The following is a 24,543-nucleotide window of genomic DNA, read 5'->3' as shown; positions in this document are numbered from 1 at the left end:
TCTAGAGAGGCTGTAAATGAAGCACTGTCAATTGCTATTACTGGTTGCCTTATTCACCTGCTCAAAAGCCTTTGCTGCGCTTGAAGGGCAAGAAACATTGCTTAACTTTGTAAGCCCGACCGATGTCGTCAAGGTCGCAACCAAAGACTCGAATTTTCCAGAGGTGACCGCTGAAGAAACGCCAACTGGCGAGATTCTTCGGCGCTTCGTGTTCAATCAGGCACAACAACCGCGCCTTGAACTGACTCCGAACAAGGGTGTTTGGGATTGGTCGGATGATTCGCAGATAACCCTTTACCTGCAAAACGCCATGGACTGGGCGCTGACCCTGAATGTGCAGGTTGAAAGTGCCGATGGTAAGGTCTTGCACACCAGCGTTGCACTGCCAGCCGGGCCTGGGCAAACGCTGATCGTGCCGCTCAACGCGACTTCGCCCAATGCACATGGCATGCGTGCGGGACCGCCGATGCCGTGGAAGTTTGAGGGGCAGCGGGTGTTGCTGGCGACGAATGTCAGCGGGGAGCTGGACCAGAGCAAGGTCAGTCGCGTGACCCTGTCGTTGAACAACCCGGATTCCGCTCAAAGCGTATTGCTCGGGCGTTTTGGCGTCTACAAGGGCGCATCCATAGAAGCTGCCGCCTATGATTCGATTGTCGACCAGTTCGGCCAGTTCACGCGCGGCCAGTGGCCAGAAAAAGTTAATAGCGCAGAACAGTTGAGAGATGCCGCGCAAAAGGAACAAGAGCAGTTGGCCAAATGGCTGAGTGAACGACCGAAGTTCGATCAGTATGGCGGTTTGCTGGGTGGGCCAACTCTTGAGGCAACCGGCTTCTTCCGCACGCAAAAACTGGGTGAGCGCTGGATCATGGTCACCCCGGATGGCAATCCGTTTTTCTCCCTTGGGGTGAACGCGGTCAATACCGACCAGAGCCAGACCTACATCGAAGGCCGGGAGTCGATGTTCAAGGGCTTGCCTGCTGCATCCGACCCCCTGGCCGTGCATTACGGCCAGGGTGACAACCAAAGCAATAACGGCTCTGGTAAGGGCCGGGGGTTTGCCAAGGGCAAGTGGTTCGACTTCTACAAGGCCAACCTGCAGCGCACCTATGCCGATGATGCCTGTTTGCAGCCTGGGCATGACATCCAGGCGGACCAATCCCCGAAGGCTCCGGCGTCTGAACCTGTGGCAGGCGCCGAGCCGGTATCCGGAAAGCCCGCTGACCAGCCCGCAGCCACCGCGCCGGCAACGGCTGTGGATTGCAGCAATAGCTCGTTCGATGCCAAGCGCTGGACCGAGCTTGCACTGACCCGTCTGCAGGCCTGGGGCTTCAATACCATTGGCAACTGGAGCGCGGATTCACTGGGCAAGGCGCAGCGCATGCCCTATACATTGCCGCTTTCGATCAGTGGCGATTACCAAACCATCAGCACCGGGCTGGACTGGTGGGGTGGGATGCCCGATCCATTCGATCCGCGCTTTGCCATGGCCACCGAGCGAGCTGTAGCCATCGCTGCGCGCGACCATCGCAATGATCCGTGGCTGATTGGCTATTATGCCGATAACGAGCTGGCCTGGGCCCATCCCGACCCGGGGCCACGCGGGCGTTATGCTCTGAGTTTCGGCACCCTGCGCTCGACTACCGATGTACCTGCCAAGCGTGCATTCCTGAAAATGCTGCGCGACAAATATCGCAACCAGCAAGGACTGTCGAAAGCCTGGGGCATTGACTTGCCTGCCTGGGAGCTACTGGAAGACCCGGGCTTCGAGGCGCCGCTGCCGAACGAGAAGTACCCGGCGATCGAGCAGGACTACCGGGCCTTCCAGCGTTTGTTTGCCGATACCTACTTCAAGACCATTGATGATGCGCTGCAATGGCATGCGCCGAACCAGATGTTGCTGGGTGGTCGTTTTGCGATCAGCACTCCGGAGGCGGTTGCCTCGTGCGCCCAGTATTGCGATGTCCTGAGCTTCAACTTCTACACCCTTGAGCCGCAACATGGCTATGACTTCGCTGCATTGCGCGCCCTCGACAAGCCGATCCTGGTCACCGAGTTTCACTTTGGCTCGCGTGACCGTGGGCCGTTCTGGGGCGGCGTGACCGAGGTCCATGCCGAGAAAGACCGTGGCCCGGCGTACAGCCATTTTATCGAGCAGGCCCTGGCTGAGCCTTCGATTGTTGGGGCGCACTGGTTCCAGTATCTTGACCAGCCTGTCACAGGGCGCTTGCTCGATGGGGAAAATGGCCACTTGGGGCTTTTGGGCATAACCGACCGGCCATTCGCAGGTTTTGTCGAGGCGGTGCGCAAGACCAACCTCAAGGTCGGTAGCCGTTTGCTCGAAACGCTTAAAGATGTACCGGCTCCCCAAACACCGATAGCTGCGCCACAAGCACAGGCCCAAAGCCAGCCATAACCAAAGATACCGACCGGCAATTAAGGACAACACATGCAGATTCAGGGGTATTTCGACCTCAAGTTTGAAGGCGTCAAGGATGCCTTTGCCGAGCTGTTTGATAACCCCCAGGAGCGTGGCGCTGCGCTTTGCGTGCAAGTCGCTGGCGAGACCGTTATCGATATCTGGGCCGGCGTTGCAGACAAGGAAGGCGAGCAGGCCTGGCACAGCGACACGATTGTTAATTTGTTTTCCTGCACCAAGCCCTTTGCAGCGGTGACGATCATGCAGCTCGTCGGTGAGGGCAAGCTGGACCTGGATGCGCCAGTGACGCGCTACTGGCCAGAGTTTGCAGCCGCCGGGAAGAGCAATATCACGCTTCGCCACCTGCTGTGCCATCAAGCGGGGTTGCCTGCGCTGCACGCGATGCTGCCGGCTGAAGCGCTCTATGATTGGGATGCAATGACCACCGCCCTGGCTGCCGAGCAGCCTTGGTGGTCGCTTGGCGAAGGGCATGGCTATGCCCCGATCACCTATGGTTGGCTGGTGGGGGAGGTTATTCGCCGAGTCGAAGGGCGTGGTCCTGGAGAGTCCATCGCCGCACGGATCTGTGAGCCGCTGGGCCTGGATTTCCATGTGGGGCTGGCTGATACGGAGTTCCACCGCGTCGCCCATGTGTCGCGTGGCAAGGGCAATATGGGCGATGCTGCTGCGCAGCGCCTGCTAAAAGTCATGATGACCGATGCCAGCGCAATGTCGACGCGCTCCTTTACCAATCCACCTTCAATCATGACCAGTACCAACAAGCCCGAGTGGCGGCGCATGCAGCAGCCTGCAGCAAACGGTCACGGCAATGCCCGCAGCCTTGCCGGGTTTTACAACGCTTTGCTCGACGGCCGTTTGCTTGAAAGCGAACTGCTTGGCGAGTTAACCCGTGAGCACAGCAAGGGTGAGGATAAAACCTTGCTGACTCAAACCCGCTTTGGACTCGGTTGCATGCTCGATCAGCCAGATGTTGCCAATGCAACCTACGGCATGGGCCGTGGGGCATTCGGTCATCCGGGCGCTGGCGGTTCCATTGGCTTTGCCGACCCTGAACATGAGGTCGCATTCGGTTTTGTGGTCAATAATCTAGGGCCATTCGTCTTAATGGACCCCAGAGCGCAAAAACTTGCAGTGAAGTTGGCTGAATCTTTGTAGCAAGCTCAGCTAAACTGTGTCGCAATCAAAGCTTTAGGGGGACTCTGAAAAAAAACGAGCGAAGACAGGACAAGGCACAAATCAAGGGTGTGGGTGAATCAGCCCTTCATGCCTTTTGCCCCGGTGCATTGTCTGGCTCAGTAGTTTTTCAGAGTATTCCTGGGACTTATTTTGGCTGTTCTATTAGGTGTGGATAATAAATGCGCTCACATAAGTACTTAGTAATTGGCTTGGCGGTACTGATCTCAGGCTGTTCAAGCTTCAAGCTCCCGGAACAACTCAGTTTCCTGTCCCCAGGCCCCAGCAAGGCTACGCCGCAATTACCTAGCCCAGCCGTTACCAAGGCCTGGCTGGATGAGTACGAGCCGCGTGTTCGTGAAGCGGTCAAGGGCAGCAATTTCGAGGTTGAGCGTCGTGAAAACGTGTTGGTGGTAACCGCGCCAGTCAAATCGAACTTCAACCCTGATCGTCCGAGCATGCTGATGCCGATCACCTTGTCGCCTATCACCAAGGTCGCCAAGCTGCTGGAAAATGACAAGAGCATGGGTATTTTGATTCTGGGCCACACCGACACTTCCGGTACCCTGGAACTGAATCGTGAACTGAGCCAGAAGCGTGCACGGGCATTTGTCGCGATTTTCCAACTCAGTGGTCTCAAGCGCGACCGCCTGCTGGTCAAGGGCATGGGGCCGGATGCTCCACGCGCCGCTAATGACAGTGCCGCGGGACGTGAACTCAACCGTCGCGTTGAGATGATCCTCACTTCGCAGAAAACCCTCAACGCGCTGCTTGCCCAGTACGAGAAACCATTGCCGGTTGTCGCCAAGACCGAATCCAAGTAAGCGCCTCCCATTAAACCCGCTGCAGTGCGGCGGGTTTATCGCCGGTTGTTGCAGATCAAGCCAGCAACGCGGCGCTCGGGTAAGCTAAGCAATATCCTTCAGGAGGGCTTAGCCAATGACCCAGACTCTGGCCGATATGCGCCGTGAATACATCCGTGATGGCTTGACCGAGGCGCAGGCGCCGCAAGAGCCGTTTGCACTGTTCGAGCAATGGTTCGCGCAAGCGCTGAACACCGAACAGCTTCCGGTGGAACCCAACGCCATGACCCTGGCAACGGTGGATGCCGAAGGTCGTCCCCACTGTCGCGTATTGCTGCTCAAGGGGCTGGATGCCAGCGGTTTTACCTTTTTCAGTAATTACGACAGTGCCAAAGGCGAGCAATTGGCTGCACGACCCTTTGCCGCCATGACGTTCTTTTGGCCGACGCTTGAGCGCCAGGTGCGCATCGAAGGGCGCGTCGAGCGGGTCACGCCTGCGGAGTCCGACGCCTACTTTCAAGTAAGGCCAATGGGTAGTCGCTTGGGGGCTTGGGCCTCACCGCAAAGTCAGGTTATTGCTGATCGCGCCGAGCTTGAAGCTTTACTGGAACAGGCTCAGCAGCGATTTTCCGACCAAGCTCCCCAGTGCCCGCCGCATTGGGGCGGCTACCGCTTGTTGCCCGAACGCATCGAGTTCTGGCAGGGCCGTGCCAGCCGTCTGCATGATCGTCTGAACTACCGCCTGGTTGAAGGGCAATGGCAACGCGAACGCCTGGCACCCTGACGCGCAGTTGCAAATGCCTTGAATTTTAATGTCTTTGCCGGCTCATGGGGCGGCTTGAACAGGGCCATACAGTGATACTCGACACCGCGCTGGCACAGCACATCGTTGATCGCGCAATGGCGATCCTGCCGCACAATATCAATGTCATGGACGCTCAAGGCATGATCATCGGCAGCGGTGACCCGGAGCGCCTGCACACCCGTCACGAAGGCGCGCAGTTGGTGCTTGCCAATCGACGGGTGGTGGAAATCGATCAGCAGGCCGCTGCCTGCTTGCGCGGAGTCAGGCCTGGGGTCAACCTGCCGCTGATGTATGCCCAGCAATTGATTGGCGTGCTGGGCATTACCGGTTCTCCTGAGATCGTCAGGCCCTACGCAGAACTGGTGCGGATGGCGGCTGAAATGCTGGTCGAGCAGCGCCAGTTGCAGGCTGAGCGCAATTGGCAGCGTCATCAACTGGAATCCTGGCTACGCCTGCTGCTTGATCCTCAACAATCGCTGGCCAGTCTTGAAGCTGAAGCCCAGCGCCTGGACTTGCAGTTGCATTGGCCGCTGCAGGCCTGCTTGCTGGAGTTGGAGGAGGGCAGTGAGTCATCTCTGAGGCAAGCCCGTGTTCTGGATGCGCTAAATAGCAGGAGCGAGCATCTGTGCACCTTATCCAGTGCGCGCGAGCTGTTTTATTGTCGTCCAGCCAGTGCCGGGCGTGGTGACAGTGCCTGGCTGGGTGCTGCCGATGAGCGTGATTGGGGCGTGCGTCGCTTGTTGGTTAGCGATTCGGCCCGCTCCTTGGATGAGTTGCGCCAGGCCAGCCTGGCTTTACGGGATCTTCAGGTGTACGCGCAGGCTCGAAATCCCCAGGAGCGGCTGTTGCGCCTGGATCAATACCGGCTGGCAACGCTGCTGTATGCCCAGCGCCACAGCTGGCTGCTGCAGGGCTGGCTGGCGCCGCTGAAACAGCTGGTCAAGCAAGATACCAATGGGGCGTTACTGGAGACGTTGCACGCATGGTGCGAGCACGAGGGGCAGGCCCAAGTCTGCGCGGATGCGCTCGGTATTCACCGCAATACCCTGCGTTATCGGCTTGAGCGAATTGCACAATTGAGCGGTATTGAGCTGACGCGGCTCGATCAGCGTCTACAGTTGACACTGGGCCTTGAATTACTGGGGCCGGAATAAGGCGGGCAAACATCATTCCGGTGCTGTGCGCGTGCACAGTAAGGCTGTGTTTATGATGTGGGTTTGTGGTGCGCGGGCACAGGGCATTGAAGCCTGCAGCTAGGTGACAATACGCCGCCAATCGGCAGGTTGCCGGGCATTCCTATAAAAAAAACTGGAGAGTGACATGGTTTTAGTCCTGATACTCATCGCACTAATTGCATTTATCGTTCTGTCCACTACACGTCTGAAGCTTCATCCATTCCTGTCACTGCTCGCAGCCGCCTTGATTGCAGGCTTTGCCTATCAAGTGCCTGCAGGTGAGATCATCAAGACCATCACCACAGGTTTCGGTGGAATCCTGGGCTATATCGGGATCGTGATCGTGCTCGGCACCATCATCGGTGTGATTCTTGAGCGCAGCGGCGCGGCCATCACCATGGCTGAATCCGTTATCAAGCTGCTCGGTGAACGCTTTCCGACCCTGACCATGTCAATTATTGGTTACCTGGTTTCGATCCCGGTGTTCTGCGACTCAGGCTATGTCATTCTCAACTCGTTGAAGAATGCCCTGGCTGCGCGCATGAAGATCTCGGTCGTGGCAATGAGCGTCGCGCTGGCGACCGGCCTGTACGCAACCCATACCTTTGTGCCGCCAACACCAGGCCCGATTGCCGCTGCCGGTAACCTGGGCTTGGAGTCGTCGCTCGGGCTGGTTATTGCCGTGGGCCTGTTCGTGGCGATGGTGACTGCGCTGGCGGGCATGCTTTGGGCCAATCGTTTCATCAAGCAAGATGATGCCGAGTTGCTGGAAGAAGCGCCAAGCGAGCTACTGGCCGAAGATGTGGATTTTGAAGCGCTCAAGGCTCGTTACGGCAAACTGCCTTCGGCCATGCAGGCATTCGCGCCGATCTTTTTACCTATTGCGTTGATCTGCCTGGGTTCGGTTGCAGCCTTTCCAAGCAAGCCTTTGGGCGAAGGCGCACTGTTCAGCGTACTCAGTTTCCTCGGTCAGCCGGTGGCGGCATTGCTGGTTGGCTTGGCGCTGGCCTGTACCCTGCTCAAGGGCGAGAACAAACGCCAGCAGTTCCATGACCAGGTTGCCGAAGGTCTGGTCGCCGCTGCACCTATCCTGTTGATTACCGGTGCGGGTGGCGCATTTGGTGCCATGCTCAAGGCTACTGAGCTGGGTAATTATCTGGGGACCAGCCTTTCGGCACTGGGCGTAGGTCTGTTCATGCCGTTTCTGGTGGCGGCTGCGCTAAAGACTGCGCAAGGCTCTTCGACCGTTGCCCTGGTGACGACCTCAGCCATGGTTGCGCCTTTGTTGGGCAGCCTGGGTCTGGACAGTGAAATGGGACGAGTGCTGACCGTAATGGCGATTGGTGCAGGGGCTATGACTGTTTCCCACGCCAATGACAGCTTCTTCTGGGTGGTTAGCCAGTTTAGCCGCATGAAAGTTTCCACGGCCTATCGCGCCCAGACCATGGCAACCCTGGTGCAGGGTGTGGTGGGCATGCTTACCGTCTGGCTGCTGAGCCTGGTGCTGCTGTAATCGCTATCCAGTGCCTGGACTTTACTGGTACGGGCACTGGAACATCAGTTTATAAGCGCAATGATGTTGCGCTGTAATGCGAGATTTCTCTTTTAGCGAGCTGTTTATGAAAGTCGTGATTGCGCCGGACTCCTTTAAAGAAAGCCTTACCGCGGCAGAGGTTGCACAAGCCATTTCGCGGGGCTGGTTGGCTGTGTACCCACAGGCGGAAATAGCCCTCAAGCCCATGGCGGATGGCGGCGAAGGGACGGTCGATGCCGTGCTTGCCGCTGCTGGCGGCAACCGTCACGAATTGCAGGTTCAGGGGCCTATGGGGCATCCGGTAAAGGCCCACTGGGGCATGCTGGACGACCACACGGCCGTGATTGAAATGGCGGCGGCCAGTGGCTTGCATTGGGTGGCGCGCGAGGAGCGTGACGCCACCATCACCAGCAGTTTCGGTACTGGCCAATTGATTCGAGCCGCTCTGGATGCCGGAGCCGAGCGCATTATTCTCGGCCTTGGCGGCAGTGCCACCAATGATTGCGGTGCAGGCTTGATGCAGGCGTTGGGTGTACGTTTTCTCGATGAAGATGATCACGAGTTGGCGCCGGGTGGTGCAGCCTTGATCAATTTGAAGCAGATAGATTTGTCCAACCTTGACCCTCGCGTACTTGAGGTGCAGTTCGACATAGCTGCCGATGTCGATAACCCCTTGGTGGGCCCGCGAGGGGCATCGGCTGTCTTTGGTCCGCAAAAGGGCGCCAGTCCCGAGCAGGTGCAATCGCTCGATGCAGCCCTACAACGCATGTCGCGTGTAGTGGCTTCAACTCTGGGCGAGGATTTCAGTGAGATTCCAGGCGTGGGTGCTGCAGGCGGCTTGGGGTTTGCCGCCAAGGCTTTCCTGAAAGCTCGCTTTCGTCCGGGGGTGGAGTTGGTCGCAGAGCTTTCCGGGCTGGCGGCGGCGTTGCAGGGCGCTGACCTGGCGATCACCGGCGAAGGGCGACTGGACGCCCAGACCTTGCACGGCAAGACGCCAATAGGCGTCGCTCGCCTGGCCAAGGCGGCTGGGGTGCCGGTGATAGTCCTGGCCGGTAGCTTGGGTGAAGGCTACCAACGCACCTACGCTGGGGGGATTGATGCCGCCTTCAGCCTGACCTCCGGTCCAATGAGCCTGGAGCAGGCCTGCGCAGGTGCAGATGCCGAATTGCAGGCGAGGGCAACCGACATAGCCCGGCTCTGGCAGGTTGCCCAAACTGCACGCTAACTCGGGCAGATCCAGCGTCGTGACCTTGGTGCATAGCCGCTCATGTAGATCATGGGTGGCTTGGGTTTTACGTATCCTGATGTATTAGATTGCCCAAGAGCACTACCTTTTACCGGGCCAGCTAGGCTATTGTTGATTAAGGTCGTGACCGCGCCCGGCAAGTCGCGGTCTAATACAGTGATATTCACTGGAGGAATTTTTATGCGTAAACCCAATCTGCTGGTTGCTTCATTTGCTGCTTTGGCCCTGATGCTGGGTGGTTGCCAGTCAAGCTTGACCGGTGACACCTACAGCCGCGATGAAGCCCGGCAAGTGCAAACCGTTCGCCTGGGCACCATTGAGTCGCTGCGTCCCGTGAAAATCGAAGGCACCAAGACCCCAGTCGGCGCAGGCGCTGGCGCAGTTGTTGGTGGTGTAGCGGGCAGCACTATCGGTGGCGGTCGCGGTAGCGCGGTTGCGGCAGTGATAGGTGCAGTCGCTGGTGGTTTGTTGGGGGCCGCGACCGAAGAAGGCCTGACCCGCACCCAAGGCGTCGAAATCACCGTGCGTGAAGACGACGGCAGCATGCGTGCCTATGTCCAGGAAGTTGAAGAAAACCAGGTGTTCCGTGTTGGCCAGCGTGTTCGCATCATGACAGTCAACGGCACCAGCCGGGTTTCACCATAAGCATCCGAGCAAGCATGGGGTTTTGCCGGTTTCGTAGATTCCCAGACGGTGACAGCCTGGCTGGCACCGCTGCTCAACCTGTATTGGCCCGTTCGCTCGCCAACGCCCATACCTGATACTGCAGGCAACCGATAGCCAAACTGGTCTGGCTATCGGTTGCATCGCACCGTTCGATCCAGCTCAAATCAGCCTTGCTAGAGCAAATGCGCGCAGCTTTTGCTGATGGGACTTGCGTGCGTAGTCAGCGCTGCAGGTCGTGTTGTCCGGTCGGCTGTAATCATGGGTATAAAATGCTGGGCTACAAAGATGTGCGGCAGGCAATTAACCATGCTCTAGAGTTTTAGTAATAATTCTATTCATGACGCTGGCTCGATAGGTATGGATAATCGTTAAATAGTCGTGGTTCTACAGGGACTTATGATTTGCGCTTGGCATATTGTCAGCAGTTGCAAGTGTGTATTCGATGGGCGTGGCTATTGAATCACTCAATGGATGCTAACAAGTCGCGGTAACTTCAATCGCGTGCTTGCAGAAGGGGTTTGTATATGGTGCTTGCGTTAATTATCGCCTTGCCTTTTTTCGGGGTGATCTTACCGCTTATGGCTGAGCGTCTTGGGCGTTCGGCATGTGCCGTCGCGGCAGGCCTTGCGCCACTTGCGGCGCTTGTCTTGCTGTTGTCGCAGCAGGGCACAGTGTTTGCCGGCGATATGATTCGTGCGCGTGTGCAATGGTTGCCTGAAATAGGCCTCAATCTGAGCCTGCGGCTCGATGGCCTGGGCTTTCTGTTTGCCTTGCTGATCCTGGGCATCGGCCTGCTGGTCATACTCTACGCCCGCTACTACCTCGCAAAACAAGAGCCAATGGGGCGTTTCTTTGCCTTCCTCTTGCTGTTCATGGGCGCCATGCTCGGTGTGGTGTTGTCTGAAAACCTGTTGTTGATGGTGATGTTCTGGGAGCTCACCAGCCTGTCGTCATTTTTGTTGATCGGTTTCTGGAGCTCGCGTACCGATGCGCGCAAAGGCTCGCGCATGGCCTTGGCGATTACCGGTGGTGGTGGTCTGTCGTTGCTTGCTGGGGTACTGCTACTGGGACATATCGCGGGCAGCTATGAACTGTCGCAGGTACTGGCTGCCGGTTATGCCATACGTGCCCATGCGTTGTATCCGGTGGTCCTGATCCTGGTCCTGCTGGGGGTCTTTACCAAGTCGGCGCAGTTTCCCTTTCATTTCTGGTTGCCCCACGCGATGGCGGCGCCAACCCCTGTTTCGGCCTATCTGCATTCGGCCACCATGGTCAAGGCAGGGGTATTCCTGCTTGCGCGGTTGTATCCGGCGCTGGCCGGTACCGACCTGTGGTTCTACATCGTTAGCCTGACCGGCCTTGCGACCATGTTGATTGGTGCGTGCATGGCGTTGTTCCAGCATGACCTCAAAGGATTGCTGGCGTATTCGACCATCAGCCACCTGGGCTTGATCACCCTGCTGTTTGGCTTGAATACCGAGTTGGGCGCGGTCGCCGCGATCTTCCATATCATTAACCACGCCACTTTCAAGGCGTCATTGTTCATGGCCGCCGGGATTATCGACCACGAAACCGGTAGCCGCGATATGCGGCGTATCAACGGTATGTGGAAGTACATGCCGCACACCGCGATGCTGGCGATGGTTGCCGCGCTGGCAATGGCTGGTGTACCGCTGCTCAATGGCTTCCTCAGTAAAGAGATGTTCTTCAGCGAGACCCTCAACCAGCACATGCTTGGCAGTTTCGACTGGGCGATTCCGGCCATCGCGACCCTGGCGGGTGGATTCTCGGTCGCGTACTCGCTGCGCTTTATCCACGATGTGTTCTTTAACGGCGAGCCGATCAACCTGCCGAAGTACCCGCCCCATGAGCCGCCGCGCTACATGAAGGTGCCAGTGGAAATCCTGGTGTTCCTGTGCCTGCTCGTGGGTATCGTGCCTGCGTATACCGTTGCGCCTTTATTGGCTGCCGCGGCCTCTGCAAGCCTGGGGGGCGAATTGCCACAGTACAGCCTGGCCATCTGGCATGGCCTGAATCTGCCCTTGCTGATGAGCTTTGCCGCCACAGCGGGCGGCGTATTGGTCTATGCCTTCCGCCAACCCCTGTTCCGTTGGTACGCAGGTTTACCGGCGATGGATGCCAAGCTGGCGTTTGACCAGTGCATGGTGACCCTGGTTGATTTTTGCCGACTGATTACCCGTCGTCTGGAAACCGGCTCCTTGCAGCACTACCTGGCGCTGTTGCTGGCATCGGCCCTGGTGGTGGTCACGCTGGCACTTGGGCCCTTGCCGCAAATGCGCGGCTCGGTGGAGCTCTCGCCGATTGATGGCATCACTGCGCTGGGGCTTGGCATCATGGCGCTGGCAGGGCTGATCACGGTGATATTCCACCGCCAGCGCCTGGTTTCATTGTTGATGCTCAGCGTAGTTGGGTTGATGGTCGCGCTGGCATTTGCCCGTTACTCTGCCCCCGACCTTGCGCTGACCCAGCTCTCGGTTGAAGTGGTGACCATCGTGCTGTTGATGCTGGCGCTGTTCTTCTTGCCGGCGCAGACGCGCATGGAGTCGAGCAGCATGCGGACCTTGCGCGACTTTATCCTGGCCATTGGTTGCGGGGTGATGGTCGCCATGCTGGCGTTTGCCGTGTTGACCCGCCCATACGAAACCATTTCCGGATTCTTCCTGGCCAACAGCGTCAGTGGTGGCGGTGGTCATAACGTGGTCAATGTGATTCTGGTTGACTTCCGTGGCTTTGACACCATGGGCGAAATTACCGTGCTTGCAATTGCCGGTGTAGGTATCTACGCGATGCTTGATGGCCTGCGTTTGATCCAACCGCACGCGGATGCCGAAGGGCGTAGCTGGGCCCGTGATCGCCATCCGCTGATCCTGGCAACGCTGTCGCGTGTGCTATTGCCCATGGCCCTGTTGATCTCGGTGTTCATCTTCCTGCGCGGGCACAACTTGCCCGGTGGCGGCTTTATCGCCGGCCTGGTTACTTCTGTCGCGCTGATCCTGCAGTACGTCGCCAGCGGTGTGCAGTGGACGCAATCGCGCTTGCCGCTCAACTACCATCGCATGGCGGGTGCCGGCGTCTTGATCGCGGGGCTCACCGGGGTTGGCAGTTGGTTGTTTGAACGACCCTTCCTGACATCGGCATTTGGCCACTTTGAAATCCCCTTTATTGGCGAAATCGAACTGGCAACGGCAATGATATTTGATCTGGGCGTGTACCTGACCGTAGTGGGTGCGACGCTGCTGATCCTCGCTAACCTGGGCAAATTGACCCAGGAAAAGCCCGGACAAGAGGTTCTCTGACATGGAAGCTTTATTCGCCGCGGTACTGGGCATCCTGACCGCCAGCGGGGTCTACCTGCTGCTGCGTGCCCGTACCTTTCCCGTCGTCATGGGGCTGACCCTGATTTCCTATGCGGTCAACCTGTTCCTGTTTGCCATGGGGCGCTTGCAAACCGGCGTTGCTTCGGTGATCAGCGAGAACGGCAAGTATGGTGATCCACTGCCACAGGCCCTAGTACTGACCGCCATTGTGATTGGCTTCGCGATGACTGCTTTCGTTGTGGTACTGGCTCTGCGCAGCGTTGGCGAGACGGACACTGACCACGTTGATGGCCAGGAGACCAAGCCATGAATCACGCGTTGATCCTGCCTATAGTGTTGCCCATGTTTGTCGGCAGCCTGTTGCTGTTTGGCGCGCGCTTGAGCATGCCAGTCAAACGCATCATGTCGTTTTCCGTGGTGCTGGTCATGCTGCCTCTTAGCTTCTGGTTGATGGCGCAAGCCAGCCAGGGCGACCTGCAAGTCTATGCCCTGGGCAACTGGCAGCCACCGTTCGGCATTATCCTGATGCTTGATCGTCTCAGTGCGCTGATGCTGGTTGCGACCGCTGTCTTGAGTTTCTTCGCGTTGCTCTACGCAACCCGGGGCGACGACGAGCGGGGGCGCAACTTCCACGCGCTGTTTCAGTTCCAGTTGATGGGCATTTACGGCGCATTCTTGACTGCCGACCTGTTCAACCTCTTTGTCTTCTTCGAGATTTTGCTGATCGCATCCTATTCACTGTTGCTGCACGGTGGCGGCCCGGACCGGGTTCGTGCAGGCTTGCACTATGTGGTGATGAACCTGGTGGGTTCTGCATTTTTCCTGATAGCCGTCGGTGTGCTTTATGGCATCACCGGTACCTTGAACATGGCCGACATGGCGCAAAGGATCGCCGCTACCTCGGCGGACCAAGCGCCGCTGATTGGCGCTGCCGGCTTTCTGTTGCTGGTGGTGTTTGGCCTCAAGGCTGCATTCCTGCCGCTGTACTTCTGGTTGCCAAGGGCCTATGCCTCGGCCACTGCGCCAGTTGCCGCCTTGTTTGCGATCATGACCAAGGTGGGGCTGTATTCGATTCTGCGGGTCTTCACACTGATCTTTGGTGATGACGCGGGCACGCTGGCCAACATGGCCGATGATTGGCTCTGGCCTCTGGCACTGCTGACGATCGGCCTGGGAGCAATAGGCGCGCTGGCTGCAAAAAGCCTGCACGGATTGATTGCCTACTTGGTCGTGGTTTCAGTCGGTACCTTGCTCGCCGGCCTGGCGATCGGCACGCCAGAGTCGGTGTCGGCCGCGCTTTACTACCTGCTGCACAGTACATGGGTGTCTGGTGGCCTGTTTCTCCTGGCGGACCTGGTGTCCCGCCAGCGAGGAGTCAAGACTACCGAGCTGGTGCAGGGGCCAGAGCTGCAAAATCCCTACATACTCGGTTCATTATTTTTTATCGGCGCAATCTCTATTGCAGGCCTGCCGCCACTGTCAGGCTTTATTGGCAAGTTGCTGTTGCTGCGTTCGGTAGAGCCTGGGTTGCAGATGGCGTTCATGTGGCCGGTGGTATTGATTGGTGGCTTGATCACCGTTATTGCATTCAGCCGTGCAGGCAGCACGCTGTTTTGGCGCGTAGGCCTAAGCCAGCTCGACAGTGCCGAGCTTGATTATGGGCGGCTATGGGCCTGCGTTGGCTTGCTGGTCTTGAGTCCGGCATTGGTTGGCTTGGCTGCGCCTTTGCTCGAATACGTCCACGCCACCGTTAGTCAGTTGCATGACCTGCCGCTTTACTACCAGATCATCCAGGCCGGAGGTGGTGCATGAAGCCCCGTCATTTCTTACCGCATCCACTGTTAAGCCTGTGTCTGATGGTGGTCTGGGTACTGCTGGCCAATGACATGAGCCTGGGTAACTGGGTAATGGGCGCCATACTCGGCTGGCTGATCCCGCTGCTTACGCAAGTGTTCTGGATCACTCCGCCACGTATCTACAAACCCTTCAAGCTGTGCTGGTTTTTTCTGCGCATCATTGGCGACATCATCCTGGCTAACCTGGAGGTGGCGAAGTTGATTCTCGGGCCGCAAAGCAAGCTGCGCCCGGCATTCGTCGAGATCCCGATGCTGCTGGAGGATGACTTGGCGCTGACCATGCTCGCCAGCATCATCTCGCTGACGCCGGGCACCGTGTCCGCCGACCTCAGTGACGACCGCAAGATGCTGTTGGTCCATACCCTGGATGTGAAGGATGAAGCGCACTTGATCACTGAGATCAAAACCCGTTACGAAGCCCCTCTGTTGGAGGTATTCACATGCTCGACTACGTGATTCCGGTGTGCCTGGTCTTTATGGGAATGGCGCTGTCGCTCACCGTTGCCCGGCTGATCAAGGGCCCGGATATGCCCGACCGGATTCTGGCCCTGGATACCCTGTATATCAATGCGATTGCCTTGCTGGTGCTCTTTGGTATCTGGCTGAGTTCGGATCTGTATTTCGAGGCGGCGTTGCTCATTGCTGTAATGGGCTTTATTGGCACTGTGGCGGTGACCAAGTACCTGCTGCGTGGCGATATCATTGAATAGGAAAGCCCATGAACATCTGGATTGAAGGCCTGGTTTCGTTTTTTTTGCTGGCAGGTAGCCTGTTCGCCTTTGTGGGGGCGCTGGGCCTATACCGCTTGCCGGACTTTTTTATGCGCCTGCACGGCCCGACCAAATCCACCACCCTGGGTGTTGGTGGCATGGTCATCGCCTCGTTGATTTACTTTGGTGCGCGGGGTGAGGGCATCAGCTTTCACGAGCTGTTGATCACCTTGTTCCTGTTTATCACCGCACCTGTCAGCGCGCACATGCTGGCCAAGGCGGCCATGCAGCAAAAGCTGCGGATCAACGAGAACACCAGCGGCAAGCCCTGGGATCAGTAAACCCTTGCCGAGCAGCTAGGCGAGGCTACCTGCACACTTTCCGCCGCTGACTGTACCTGTCGTCCCAGGCGCGGGGGCTCTACACTGTGGCACTCTTCGGATGAGGTTATCTATGAGTGCTAAGCAGGGCAGAGGATTGGCAGTCGTCTGCCTTATAAGTGCAATGGCGATCTGGGGCAGTTCATTTATTGCCCTGAAACTGGCTTTTGCCGAGTTGCCACCCTTGTGGGTGATCTTTGGTCGCATGCTGCTGGGCAGCCTGGTGTTCCTATTGGCCTGGCGCTGGCGTGGTCGGTTTGACTATCGCCGCGGCGATTGGAAATACCTGGTCGGGCTGGCCGCGTGCGAGCCTTGCCTGTACTTCATCTTCGAAGCATTGGCCCTACAAAATACCAGTGCTTCGCAAGCCGGAATGATTACGGCCCTGTTGCCATTGTTGGTTGCGGTTGGTGCATTCGTATTTCTGCGTGAGCGCACCACGGGCACGACCCTTGCCGGATTTGCCCTTGCGGTGGTTGGTGCGGTCTGGTTGAGCCTGGCTGGTAGTGCCGACGAGCATGCAATTAATCCACTACTGGGCAACTTCTACGAATTTCTGGCGATGATCTGCGCCACAGGTTACACCTTGTTGCTCAAGCACCTGTCCTCACGCTATTCGGCATTTATGCTCACGGCCATGCAGGCCTTTATTGGCGCGTTGTTCTTCCTGCCAGTTGCCGCATCGCAGGCGCCATTTCCGCAAGCGATCAGCCTGCAAGGCATTGCCGTGTTGTGTTATCTGGGCATCGTGGTGACGGTGGGCGGCTACGGCCTGTACAACTTCGGTGTGAGCCGGTTGCCGGCTGGCCAGGCCTCCGGGTTTATCAACCTGATCCCGGTATTTACCCTCATCATGGCCATCATCGTCTTGGGTGAAAGCCTCAACCTGATGCAAGCCTGCGCAGCCGGGTTGGTGTTCGTCGGCGTGGGCTTGAGCCAGTACCGCAATACCCCGGCACTTCCTGCCGGGGTGCTCGACTAAGATAACAACATAAAAAACAACCTGGGAGGCCAATGTGAGTGACATCAGAGATTGGAGTCGGGAAGCGATCCGTATTATCGAAGCTGACTTCCAGCGCAGCGCCGATACGCATTTGATTCCACTCGATCTGCCTGGCCTGCCGGGAATCGACCTGTATTTCAAGGATGAGTCGAGTCATCCAACGGGCAGCCTGAAACATCGCCTGGCGCGCTCGCTGTTCCTGTATGCACTGTGTAATGGCTGGCTCAAGCCGGGAGCACCGGTCATCGAGGCGTCGAGCGGTTCCACGGCGGTTTCCGAGGCCTATTTTGCGCGATTGCTGGGTATTCCGTTTATAGCGGTCATGCCAGCTAGCACCTCGAAAGAGAAGATCGCACAGATTGCCTTCTACGGTGGCCAGAGCCATTTGGTGGATGATCCCGCGCAAATATCGGCGGAGTCCGAACGGCTGGCGCGTGAGACGGGTGGGCACTTTATGGATCAGTTCACCTATGCCGAGCGCGCAACGGATTGGCGTGCCAATAACAATATTGCCGAGTCGATTTTCCAGCAATTGCGTTTCGAGCATTACCCGGAGCCGAGCTGGCTGGTTTCCAGTGCCGGTACCGGCGGTACTATGGCGACGCTGGGGCGGTATGTACGTTATCGCCAGCATTGCACCAAGGTGTTCTGTGCCGACACCGAGTGCTCAGTATTCTACGATTACTACTGCAACGGTGACGCCAGCCAGACCTGGCATTGTGGCTCGCGCATCGAAGGGATTGGCAGGCCACGGGTCGAGCCTTCATTCTTGCCTTCGGTGATTGATGCCATGGCCAAGGTGCCGGATGCGCTATCCCTTGCGGCCATGCATTACCTGGCGGCTAAACTCGGGCGTCGCGTGGGCGGTTCCAGTGGCACCAATCTGGTCGGCGCCTTGCTGGTTGGGCAGGACATGCTCGCCCAGCAGCAACGCGGTTCTATCGTGGCCATTTTATGTGATGGTGGTGAGCGCTACAGCGCCACTTATTACGACGACGCCTGGCTAAAGGCTCAAGGTTACGAGCTTGAACCTTTGATAGAGATCATTCGCGCCTGCGCCGAAGAGGGTGCGGCGCTGCCATCTATGCCCGTGAGCGGCTTATGAACCCGCAAATCAGGCTGCGGCAGGCAACCACGACTGATATCGAGGCCCTTTGCGCATTGATTTTCGAGCATGGGCCCAACCCTTGGAATCACTTGCCGACCGATGAGGTAACAGCACACTTGCAAGCCATCGCCAGTGGCGAGGTGCATGCGGTGTTGGCCAAGGCTGACAACGAGTTGCTGGGGTTTGTCAGCTATCGCCTGGCGAGTGATTTTGCCCACTACCAGCCATCCGGGCGGCGCAGTAATCAGCAGGCCTATATCTGCGAGGCCGTCACAGCCCGTCATGCTGCGGGGCAGGGCCTGGGGTCGCGGTTATTGCTGGCGGCAGTCCAAGCGCTTGCAGAGCACGGAGTCAAAGATATCTATATCGAGCGGCACGAAGAGAATGCCGCCAGCGCGGGAATGATGCGCAAGGCCGGGTTTGTCGAGGTCGATTGTTTTGCCGATCACAGCAGGCGCCCGGAGGGTTCCGGGCGCACCACTGTCTGCTGCCTGCGCTTGTGAAGTGGCGGTTTTATTCGGCCGGTAAGCCAAGCAGGTCGCGGGCAACGGCCTCGCCAACACGCACGCCATCCACACCTGCAGAGAGAATCCCGCCCGCATAGCCTGCACCTTCTCCCGCTGGAAACAGTCCTTTGACATTAAGGCTCTGCAGCTGGGCGTTACGGGTAATGCGCAGTGGCGATGAGGTGCGGGTTTCAATTCCGGTCAGTACGGCGTCGTGCATGGAGAAGCCGCGAATCTGCTTCTCGAATGCTGGCAAGGCCTCGCGAATCGCCTCAATCGCAAAGTCAGGCAGTGATGGCGCCAAGTCACCCAGCTTGACGCCCGGTTTGTACGAGGGCTCGACGGTGCCCAGGGCGGTGGAGGCTTTACCGGCAATGAAGTCGCCAACCAGTTGGCCTGGTGCTTCGTAGGTGCTGCCGCCGAGGACATAGGCGTGCGACTCCAGGCGCTCCTGCAGCTCAATGCCCGCCAGCGGGCCGCCCGGATAATCTTGCTCGGGGGTAATACCCACGACAATGCCTGCATTGGCATTGCGCTCGTTGCGCGAGTATTGGCTCATGCCATTGGTGACGACCCGATTTGGCTCGGATGTAGCCGCGACAACGGTGCCGCCGGGGCACATGCAGAAGCTGTACACCGAACGACCATTGCTGGCGTGATGCACCAGCTTGTAGTCGGCCGCGCCGAGTTTTTCATGGCCTGCGTATTTGCCCAGCCGCGAGCGGTCAATCAAGGATTGCGGATGCTCGATGCGAAAACCAATGGAGAATGGCTTGGCCTCCATGAATACATCACGGCTGTGCAGCATGCGAAAGGTATCGCGCGAGCTGTGGCCAAGGGCCAGGATGACATGCTGGCTGAGCAACTGTTCACCGCTTTCGAGCACAACGCCTTGCATCTGGCCGTCTTCAATCAGCACATCGCTCACGCGTTGTTCAAAGCGTACTTCGCCACCCAGCGCCTTGATCTCCTCGCGCATGGTGGCCACCACGCCAGTCAGGCGGAAAGTACCGATATGCGGCTTGCTGACATACATGATCTCCTCGGGGGCGCCGGCTTTGACAAACTCTTCAAGTACCTTGCGGCCGATAAACTTTGGGTCCTTGATCTGGCTGTAGAGCTTGCCGTCGGAAAAGGTACCGGCGCCGCCCTCGCCAAACTGTACATTGGACTCGGGATTGAGCACATTTTTGCGCCATAGCCCCCAGGTGTCCTTGGTGCGCTGGCGTACTTCCTTGCCACGTTCGAGCACGATCGGGCGCAGACCTGCCTGGGCCAGGATCAGCGCGGCAAAGATCCCGCAGGGGCCAAAGCCGACGACTATCGGGCGCTGCTCCAGCGGTTGCTCAGTGCGGCCAACGGGCTTGTATCGGGTATCGGGTGCGACGTCGATGTGGCGGTCATCACTGAACTTGGCCAGCACAGCCGCTTCATCGCGCAGGCTGCAGTCAATGCTGTAGATGAAGTGGATCTCGCTGGATTTCTTGCGCGCATCGTAGCTGCGCTTGAACAGGGTGAAATCCAGCAGCTCGTCATCAGCAATCTGCAGACGCTCGACAATGGCGGGGCGCAACGCTTCATCAGGGTGATCAAGCGCGAGTTTAAGTTCAGTGATTCGTAACATCAGGCAACCCGTTATCAGGGCCGGAGGTAACCCGGCAGCTAGTTTGAACGGGTAATTATACGCGCCTAATCCGGTTGCGCGTTAGGCGCGGTCCGAATGGCGCGGATGTCTTGGCTGTGGTTATTGCTGGGCGCCGCCAAAGTAACCGCAGCCGCGCATGACCTGGCCGTTTACCCGTAGCTCTGCACTGAGGTGGCTGACCGCGCCGCTCATGCTGTCTACACAGTGCTGTGGCGTGACCCAGAGTTCGACGCGATCACCATTGGCTTCGCTGGAGATGCTCATGCGTCCTTCTGGCAGTTGCTCCTCGAGATAAGGTAATACCAAGGCTTTTTGACCGATCCGCTCCAGGATCATACCTTCTGGGCTGACGCCTATGTTCCAGTCGGGCTCATGGCCGCTGGCGCGGACCTTGGTCAGGCGATAGGCCAGGTCGTCGCACAGCTTGCCCTCCGACTGCAGGCGATACAGGGTATCCAGCTTGAATGAGCCGTCATTGCTGTCGCCGGAGCCAAGCAAGCCGCGCATGTCGACCTGCAGCGTCGATGCACCATCGGCACGCAGTCTCTTGGCATCGCTCAGTAGAGTGCTGGCGCCAGCATTGCTGATGACAAACTGGCGTTTCTCGCCACATGGGGTAAAAATCAACTGCTCGCCGTTGAAGTTCAGTTGGCCCTGCATGCGGGTCATTGCGGCCTGTTCATCGACGGGTTTTCCGGTGTACACCTGGCAACTGGCGAACAAAGGGAGCAGGGTGAACAATAGGGTTCGGCGTAAGCGCATCAGTAGTCTCCGGGCAAGTCGCAACACGTTACCGATGCCAGCGGTCGACCACAAGGGTGGCTTGATGATTCAGTGTAAGCGGGTGTACGACGAGGTAGAGGTCAGCGACGGCCAGCGGGTTCTGGTTGATCGGATATGGCCGCGCGGCATGCGCAAGGATGCCCTGGCACTTGACCAGTGGTTGCAGGCGCTTGCACCAAGTCTCGGGTTGCGCAGGGATTTTGCCCATGACCCGGAGCGTTTTAGCGCGTTTCGACAAGGCTATAGGCAAGAGCTCAATAATCATCCCGAGCACTGGATGGCGCTGCTCGACATTGCCGAGCGCGGCACTCTGACCTTGCTTTACGCCGCCAAAGACACCCGCTACAACAATGCCCAGGTGCTTGCTGAGTTCCTGGAGCAGGAGCTGGATCGACGTGAGCATCCCAGCTCAGCCGTCTGTTATGGCAACGCGCTATGAAGCTGGCTTGAACCAGAGTTCGATCTCATCGGTTTCAACCTCAAAGCTTGCCGAATGCTCGGTCTGTGCTGGTACGTGATACCAGTCACCGATCCCAAAGCGTTGGGTTTTGCCGTTCATATGCAGAATCAATTCGCCGCGAATGATCACTCCGTAGTTGTCGGTGTCGTGCACATGGGCCGGTATTGCAGTATTGGCCGGGTAGGACGCAAACAGGACATCCGCTCCAGTGGCGGCAAGCTTGTAGGCATCAAAGCGGCCATCAAACAGCGGCAGGGACCTGATCTTCTCTGGGTAGTTGCCAGGCATTCAAACCTCCATGTTCATGTTGTGAGCCGGTCAGTGAAGCGTGCCACAGAGCCGCTTGACTGGTTTTATTTGGACAGTGCCAGCTTGACGCCCAAGGCGACAAACAACGCGCCAATCGTACGGTTTAGCAGGCGTGCAATACGCTGGCTGGCTTGAATGTGACGACTGGCAAATGCTGTCGAGGCCGCCAGCAAGTGACACCAGAGCATGCCGTTGAAGTTGAAAATACAGCCCAGCACCACAAAGGCGAGGGCTTTGTGTTCAGCATCTGGCGCAATGAATTGCGGCACAAAGGCCAGAAAAAATAGCGCAACCTTGGGGTTGAGTACGTTGGTCAAAAAACCTTGTAGATACAGCCGGCCATAACTGCGCGGCATCAACACAGGCGTCGCGTGGGTTGCGCTTTCATGGCCTTTGCCCAGCAGCATGCTGATGCCGATATACAACAAGTAGGCGGCGCCCAGGTATTTGATCAGCATAAATGCGGTGGCCGAAGCGGCGAGCAGTGCCGACAAACCCAATGCAGCGGCGAATACATGGATAAATGTGCCGCTGCCAATGCCCAGTGCCGCGGCCGAACCCGCTTTCCAGCCCTGGCCCGCGCTGCGTGACATCACCAATAAGGAGTCTGGCCCTGGCGCCATGTTGAGCAGCAGGCCGGTGATGATAAACAGCTCTAGATTCTGTATGCCGAGCATGTGGGTGCGTCTCTGGGGCAGGATGCGTAAGTGCGCTTTATAGCGCATTTGATTGACTTATACCGTTAATTGCATCGGTGGCCAAAGATGATGTGGTTTTAAACGCGAAGCTCTCAGGTGCCAACGATTTTTTCACCTCGGCCTGACATCGCGCTGACAGTCTGCTGTTTAACGTACGAGCCACCAAGGTTCATACGCAGGATCAGCAATGAAAAGCACGGCTGGAAAAACACCCGGGAGCACGCGTATCTCTACTTGGACCGTCAGCATGAGCCGTCCGCTGTTGACGCTGGTGGTTGCCGTTTGGTTGATATTGTTCGCCAACCTGCCTTTTTGGCGAACCATCTGGAGCGGTATTAATGGCTGGAGCAATGGCAATCCTGGCTTTATCGCCAGCCTGCCGCTATTCGCGCTGATGTGGACCTTTATTCTGCTCAGTGTTCTGGCGTGGGGGCGATTAACCAAGCTGGTGCTGGCAATTGCTTTGCTGGTTTCGGCGGCAGTGAGCTACTTCATGAGCAGCTTTGGTATCGTCATCGATTCCGACATGCTGACCAATGTATTGCAGACAGACCCTGCAGAAGTGCGCGAGTTGATCACCGCTCGGATGCTCGGCTGGATCTTCGTGGTAGGCGTACTTCCAGCCTTGTTGCTGACCCGGGTGCGTATCACAAGGCGCAGTATGGGCCGGGAGCTTGCGATGAAGCTGGCCAGTGTTGTAATCGCTGCGGCCTGCATTGGTGGTATCGCCATGACTGAATATCAGTCCTATGCCTCATTGTTTCGCAACCACCGGGAAATTCGCTTGATGCTGACTCCGTCAAACCTGGTGTCAGCCGTGCACAGTTATGTGCGCAGTGAGTTTAAAACGCCTGTCAAACTTGAGGTTGTTGGGGCTGATGCCCATCGCATCCGCGAGGTGGGTGTGAATCGCAGGCCGCGACTAACCGTGGTGATGGTGGGCGAGACTGCGCGCGCAGCCAACTTCGGCCTTGATGGCTACAAGCGCAACACCAGCCCGGAACTCGCCCGGGAAGGGGTGCTCAACTTCACCGAGGTAAGCTCCTGCGGTACAGCCACGGCGGTTTCAGTGCCGTGCATGTTCCAGGATGTTGGGCGCGATGAGTACAAGCCTGAGTATGCTAAAAACCGCGAGGGATTGCTGGATGTGCTGCAGCGTGCCGGTGTCGGTGTGTTGTGGCGTGACAACAATTCAGGCTGCAAGGGCGCCTGTGATCGTGTGCCTACAGATGATGTTTCGCACCTCAACCTGGCAGACTTCTGTGCCAACGGTGAATGCCATGACGATGCGTTGTTGAGTGGCTTGCAGGATTACATCAATAGCATCAAGGATGACACCCTTGTAGTGCTGCACATGAAAGGTAGCCACGGCCCTTTCTACTCCAAGCGTTATCCAGCGACATACGGCAAGTTCACTCCCGTCTGTGACAGCAGCCAGCTGGATCAATGTTCACGCCAAAGCATCGTCAATGCCTATGACAACTCGCTGTTGTATACCGATCATGTGGTGGCTGAGACCCTGCGCTTGCTCAAGCACAACCAAGCCAGCTTTGATACCGCACTGATTTACCTGTCGGATCATGGCGAGTCGCTTGGTGAGGGTGGCGTGTACCTGCATGGTTTGCCTTATGCAATGGCACCAAAGGAACAGACCCATATCCCAATGGTGATCTGGTTGTCCGAAGGCATCAAGGATCATGATGGTATTCAAGGCCAGTGCATGGCTGCACTGGAGAACCAACCCTGGTCGCAGGACAACCTGTTCCACTCGGTACTTGACTTGATGGCGGTGCAAACCTCGGTGTATCGCCCTGAGCTGGATATGTTCCACACATGCAAGGCGGTCAACCAGGCTTCGGTCATGTCAGTTGATTCAGCGGCGAGAATCAACTGAGCCGCCGGTAAAAG

At 57.7% G+C, this 24,543-nt stretch carries 23 protein-coding genes; 19 read left to right on the top strand and 4 right to left on the bottom strand.

The window, feature by feature from the left end:
* Positions 1 to 16: 16 nt before the first annotated feature.
* The 17 genes from CHB79_RS07145 (at position 17) to CHB79_RS07065 (ending at position 18,737) form a co-directional block, all read left to right on the top strand.
* Positions 17 to 2,413 carry a beta-galactosidase gene (locus CHB79_RS07145; protein ID WP_245851386.1) on the top strand — a complete coding sequence of 799 codons (2,397 nt, stop codon included), beginning with the start codon at positions 17 to 19 and terminating at the stop codon, positions 2,411 to 2,413.
* A gap of 33 nt (positions 2,414 to 2,446) precedes the next feature.
* A complete protein-coding gene (locus tag CHB79_RS07140) occupies positions 2,447 to 3,592 on the top strand; it encodes a serine hydrolase domain-containing protein (protein ID WP_089359399.1) in 1,146 nt (381 codons plus the stop codon).
* 200 nt (positions 3,593 to 3,792) lie between these two features.
* Positions 3,793 to 4,434 (top strand): OmpA family protein, encoded by a 642-nt coding sequence (locus tag CHB79_RS07135; protein WP_010486703.1) that lies wholly within the window; start codon positions 3,793 to 3,795, stop codon positions 4,432 to 4,434.
* A 115-nt stretch (positions 4,435 to 4,549) separates the two neighbouring features.
* Positions 4,550 to 5,197 (top strand): pyridoxamine 5'-phosphate oxidase, encoded by a 648-nt coding sequence (gene pdxH, locus CHB79_RS07130; protein ID WP_010486705.1) that lies wholly within the window; start codon positions 4,550 to 4,552, stop codon positions 5,195 to 5,197.
* Positions 5,198 to 5,241: 44 nt separating this feature from the next.
* Entirely contained in the window at positions 5,242 to 6,372 is a 1,131-nt protein-coding gene (locus tag CHB79_RS07125) for a sugar diacid recognition domain-containing protein (RefSeq protein WP_089359398.1), read from the top strand.
* Positions 6,373 to 6,538: 166 nt separating this feature from the next.
* Complete coding sequence (locus CHB79_RS07120; RefSeq protein ID WP_010486708.1) at positions 6,539 to 7,906, top strand: GntP family permease; 1,368 nt, start codon at positions 6,539 to 6,541, stop codon at positions 7,904 to 7,906.
* 106 nt (positions 7,907 to 8,012) lie between these two features.
* Complete coding sequence (locus CHB79_RS07115; protein ID WP_089359933.1) at positions 8,013 to 9,152, top strand: glycerate kinase; 1,140 nt, start codon at positions 8,013 to 8,015, stop codon at positions 9,150 to 9,152.
* A gap of 201 nt (positions 9,153 to 9,353) precedes the next feature.
* Entirely contained in the window at positions 9,354 to 9,818 is a 465-nt protein-coding gene (locus CHB79_RS07110; protein WP_010486712.1) for an outer membrane lipoprotein, read from the top strand.
* Between the two features lie 545 nt (positions 9,819 to 10,363).
* Positions 10,364 to 13,156, top strand: coding sequence for a monovalent cation/H+ antiporter subunit A (locus tag CHB79_RS07105; protein ID WP_089359397.1), 2,793 nt, complete (start codon positions 10,364 to 10,366; stop codon positions 13,154 to 13,156).
* 1 nt (position 13,157) lies between these two features.
* Positions 13,158 to 13,487 (top strand): Na+/H+ antiporter subunit C, encoded by a 330-nt coding sequence (locus CHB79_RS07100; protein ID WP_010486716.1) that lies wholly within the window; start codon positions 13,158 to 13,160, stop codon positions 13,485 to 13,487.
* The gene (locus CHB79_RS07095; RefSeq protein ID WP_089359396.1) at positions 13,484 to 14,989 is read left to right on the top strand and encodes a monovalent cation/H+ antiporter subunit D; all 1,506 of its coding nucleotides are present in this window, start codon (positions 13,484 to 13,486) and stop codon (positions 14,987 to 14,989) included. The genes CHB79_RS07100 and CHB79_RS07095 overlap by 4 nt, the downstream gene beginning before the upstream one ends.
* Positions 14,986 to 15,489, top strand: a complete 504-nt coding sequence (locus tag CHB79_RS07090) for a Na+/H+ antiporter subunit E (RefSeq protein ID WP_089359395.1) — start codon at positions 14,986 to 14,988, stop codon at positions 15,487 to 15,489. The genes CHB79_RS07095 and CHB79_RS07090 overlap by 4 nt, the downstream gene beginning before the upstream one ends.
* Positions 15,474 to 15,743, top strand: a complete 270-nt coding sequence (locus CHB79_RS07085) for a K+/H+ antiporter subunit F (RefSeq protein ID WP_010486721.1) — start codon at positions 15,474 to 15,476, stop codon at positions 15,741 to 15,743. Before CHB79_RS07090 ends, CHB79_RS07085 begins: the two co-directional genes overlap by 16 nt.
* A gap of 8 nt (positions 15,744 to 15,751) precedes the next feature.
* Complete coding sequence (locus CHB79_RS07080; protein WP_089359394.1) at positions 15,752 to 16,084, top strand: Na+/H+ antiporter subunit G; 333 nt, start codon at positions 15,752 to 15,754, stop codon at positions 16,082 to 16,084.
* Positions 16,085 to 16,196: 112 nt separating this feature from the next.
* Positions 16,197 to 17,105: a DMT family transporter gene (locus CHB79_RS07075; protein WP_089359393.1), complete on the top strand. Its 909-nt coding sequence runs from the start codon at positions 16,197 to 16,199 to the stop codon at positions 17,103 to 17,105.
* 34 nt (positions 17,106 to 17,139) lie between these two features.
* Positions 17,140 to 18,231 (top strand): PLP-dependent cysteine synthase family protein, encoded by a 1,092-nt coding sequence (locus tag CHB79_RS07070; RefSeq protein WP_089359392.1) that lies wholly within the window; start codon positions 17,140 to 17,142, stop codon positions 18,229 to 18,231.
* Positions 18,228 to 18,737 carry a GNAT family N-acetyltransferase gene (locus tag CHB79_RS07065; protein WP_089359391.1) on the top strand — a complete coding sequence of 170 codons (510 nt, stop codon included), beginning with the start codon at positions 18,228 to 18,230 and terminating at the stop codon, positions 18,735 to 18,737. The genes CHB79_RS07070 and CHB79_RS07065 overlap by 4 nt, the downstream gene beginning before the upstream one ends.
* Positions 18,738 to 18,747: 10 nt before the next feature.
* Here the strand turns inward: CHB79_RS07065 and CHB79_RS07060 are convergent, their stop codons facing one another.
* Together CHB79_RS07060 and CHB79_RS07055 are read right to left on the bottom strand one after the other, a co-directional pair.
* Positions 18,748 to 20,364, bottom strand: coding sequence for an NAD(P)/FAD-dependent oxidoreductase (locus CHB79_RS07060; RefSeq protein WP_089359390.1), 1,617 nt, complete (start codon positions 20,362 to 20,364; stop codon positions 18,748 to 18,750).
* Between the two features lie 120 nt (positions 20,365 to 20,484).
* Complete coding sequence (locus CHB79_RS07055) at positions 20,485 to 21,147, bottom strand: COG3650 family protein (protein WP_010486730.1); 663 nt, start codon at positions 21,145 to 21,147, stop codon at positions 20,485 to 20,487.
* 64 nt (positions 21,148 to 21,211) lie between these two features.
* Here CHB79_RS07055 and CHB79_RS07050 point away from each other — a divergent pair, with 64 nt between their 5' ends.
* A complete protein-coding gene (locus CHB79_RS07050; RefSeq protein ID WP_176443153.1) occupies positions 21,212 to 21,607 on the top strand; it encodes a DUF488 domain-containing protein in 396 nt (131 codons plus the stop codon).
* On the opposite strand, the gene CHB79_RS07045 is transcribed toward CHB79_RS07050, so the two are convergent.
* Positions 21,602 to 21,916 carry a cupin domain-containing protein gene (locus CHB79_RS07045; protein ID WP_010486733.1) on the bottom strand — a complete coding sequence of 105 codons (315 nt, stop codon included), beginning with the start codon at positions 21,914 to 21,916 and terminating at the stop codon, positions 21,602 to 21,604. The two genes, CHB79_RS07050 and CHB79_RS07045, sit on opposite strands and share 6 nt — an antisense overlap.
* Before the next feature lie 65 nt (positions 21,917 to 21,981).
* On the bottom strand, positions 21,982 to 22,662 hold the full coding sequence (locus CHB79_RS07040; protein WP_245851384.1) for a LysE family translocator: 681 nt from the start codon (positions 22,660 to 22,662) through the stop codon (positions 21,982 to 21,984).
* A 220-nt stretch (positions 22,663 to 22,882) separates the two neighbouring features.
* On the opposite strand from CHB79_RS07040, the gene CHB79_RS07035 reads away from it, so the two are divergent.
* Entirely contained in the window at positions 22,883 to 24,529 is a 1,647-nt protein-coding gene (locus CHB79_RS07035; RefSeq protein ID WP_089359387.1) for a phosphoethanolamine transferase, read from the top strand.
* Positions 24,530 to 24,543 lie beyond the last annotated feature (14 nt).

This window comes from Pseudomonas segetis (genome assembly GCF_900188155.1).
Classification (GTDB): domain Bacteria; phylum Pseudomonadota; class Gammaproteobacteria; order Pseudomonadales; family Pseudomonadaceae; genus Aquipseudomonas; species Aquipseudomonas segetis.
This window is presented reverse-complemented; position numbering and strand designations above follow the sequence as displayed.

Excerpts from the sequence above, each read along its gene's own strand:
- CHB79_RS07145 (WP_245851386.1), top strand. The coding sequence starts at position 17 with ATGAAGCACTGTCAATTGCTATTACTGGTTGCCTTATTCACCTGCTCA.
- CHB79_RS07140 (WP_089359399.1), top strand. The coding sequence starts at position 2,447 with ATGCAGATTCAGGGGTATTTCGACCTCAAGTTTGAAGGCGTCAAGGAT.
- CHB79_RS07135 (WP_010486703.1), top strand. The coding sequence starts at position 3,793 with ATGCGCTCACATAAGTACTTAGTAATTGGCTTGGCGGTACTGATCTCA.
- pdxH (WP_010486705.1), top strand. The coding sequence starts at position 4,550 with ATGACCCAGACTCTGGCCGATATGCGCCGTGAATACATCCGTGATGGC.
- CHB79_RS07125 (WP_089359398.1), top strand. The coding sequence starts at position 5,242 with ATGGGGCGGCTTGAACAGGGCCATACAGTGATACTCGACACCGCGCTG.
- CHB79_RS07120 (WP_010486708.1), top strand. The coding sequence starts at position 6,539 with ATGGTTTTAGTCCTGATACTCATCGCACTAATTGCATTTATCGTTCTG.
- CHB79_RS07115 (WP_089359933.1), top strand. The coding sequence starts at position 8,013 with ATGAAAGTCGTGATTGCGCCGGACTCCTTTAAAGAAAGCCTTACCGCG.
- CHB79_RS07110 (WP_010486712.1), top strand. The coding sequence starts at position 9,354 with ATGCGTAAACCCAATCTGCTGGTTGCTTCATTTGCTGCTTTGGCCCTG.
- CHB79_RS07105 (WP_089359397.1), top strand. The coding sequence starts at position 10,364 with ATGGTGCTTGCGTTAATTATCGCCTTGCCTTTTTTCGGGGTGATCTTA.
- CHB79_RS07100 (WP_010486716.1), top strand. The coding sequence starts at position 13,158 with ATGGAAGCTTTATTCGCCGCGGTACTGGGCATCCTGACCGCCAGCGGG.
- CHB79_RS07095 (WP_089359396.1), top strand. The coding sequence starts at position 13,484 with ATGAATCACGCGTTGATCCTGCCTATAGTGTTGCCCATGTTTGTCGGC.
- CHB79_RS07090 (WP_089359395.1), top strand. The coding sequence starts at position 14,986 with ATGAAGCCCCGTCATTTCTTACCGCATCCACTGTTAAGCCTGTGTCTG.
- CHB79_RS07085 (WP_010486721.1), top strand. The coding sequence starts at position 15,474 with ATGCTCGACTACGTGATTCCGGTGTGCCTGGTCTTTATGGGAATGGCG.
- CHB79_RS07080 (WP_089359394.1), top strand. The coding sequence starts at position 15,752 with ATGAACATCTGGATTGAAGGCCTGGTTTCGTTTTTTTTGCTGGCAGGT.
- CHB79_RS07075 (WP_089359393.1), top strand. The coding sequence starts at position 16,197 with ATGAGTGCTAAGCAGGGCAGAGGATTGGCAGTCGTCTGCCTTATAAGT.
- CHB79_RS07065 (WP_089359391.1), top strand. The coding sequence starts at position 18,228 with ATGAACCCGCAAATCAGGCTGCGGCAGGCAACCACGACTGATATCGAG.
- CHB79_RS07060 (WP_089359390.1), bottom strand. The coding sequence starts at position 20,364 with ATGTTACGAATCACTGAACTTAAACTCGCGCTTGATCACCCTGATGAA.
- CHB79_RS07055 (WP_010486730.1), bottom strand. The coding sequence starts at position 21,147 with ATGCGCTTACGCCGAACCCTATTGTTCACCCTGCTCCCTTTGTTCGCC.
- CHB79_RS07050 (WP_176443153.1), top strand. The coding sequence starts at position 21,212 with ATGATTCAGTGTAAGCGGGTGTACGACGAGGTAGAGGTCAGCGACGGC.
- CHB79_RS07045 (WP_010486733.1), bottom strand. The coding sequence starts at position 21,916 with ATGCCTGGCAACTACCCAGAGAAGATCAGGTCCCTGCCGCTGTTTGAT.
- CHB79_RS07040 (WP_245851384.1), bottom strand. The coding sequence starts at position 22,662 with ATGCGCTATAAAGCGCACTTACGCATCCTGCCCCAGAGACGCACCCAC.
- CHB79_RS07035 (WP_089359387.1), top strand. The coding sequence starts at position 22,883 with ATGAGCCGTCCGCTGTTGACGCTGGTGGTTGCCGTTTGGTTGATATTG.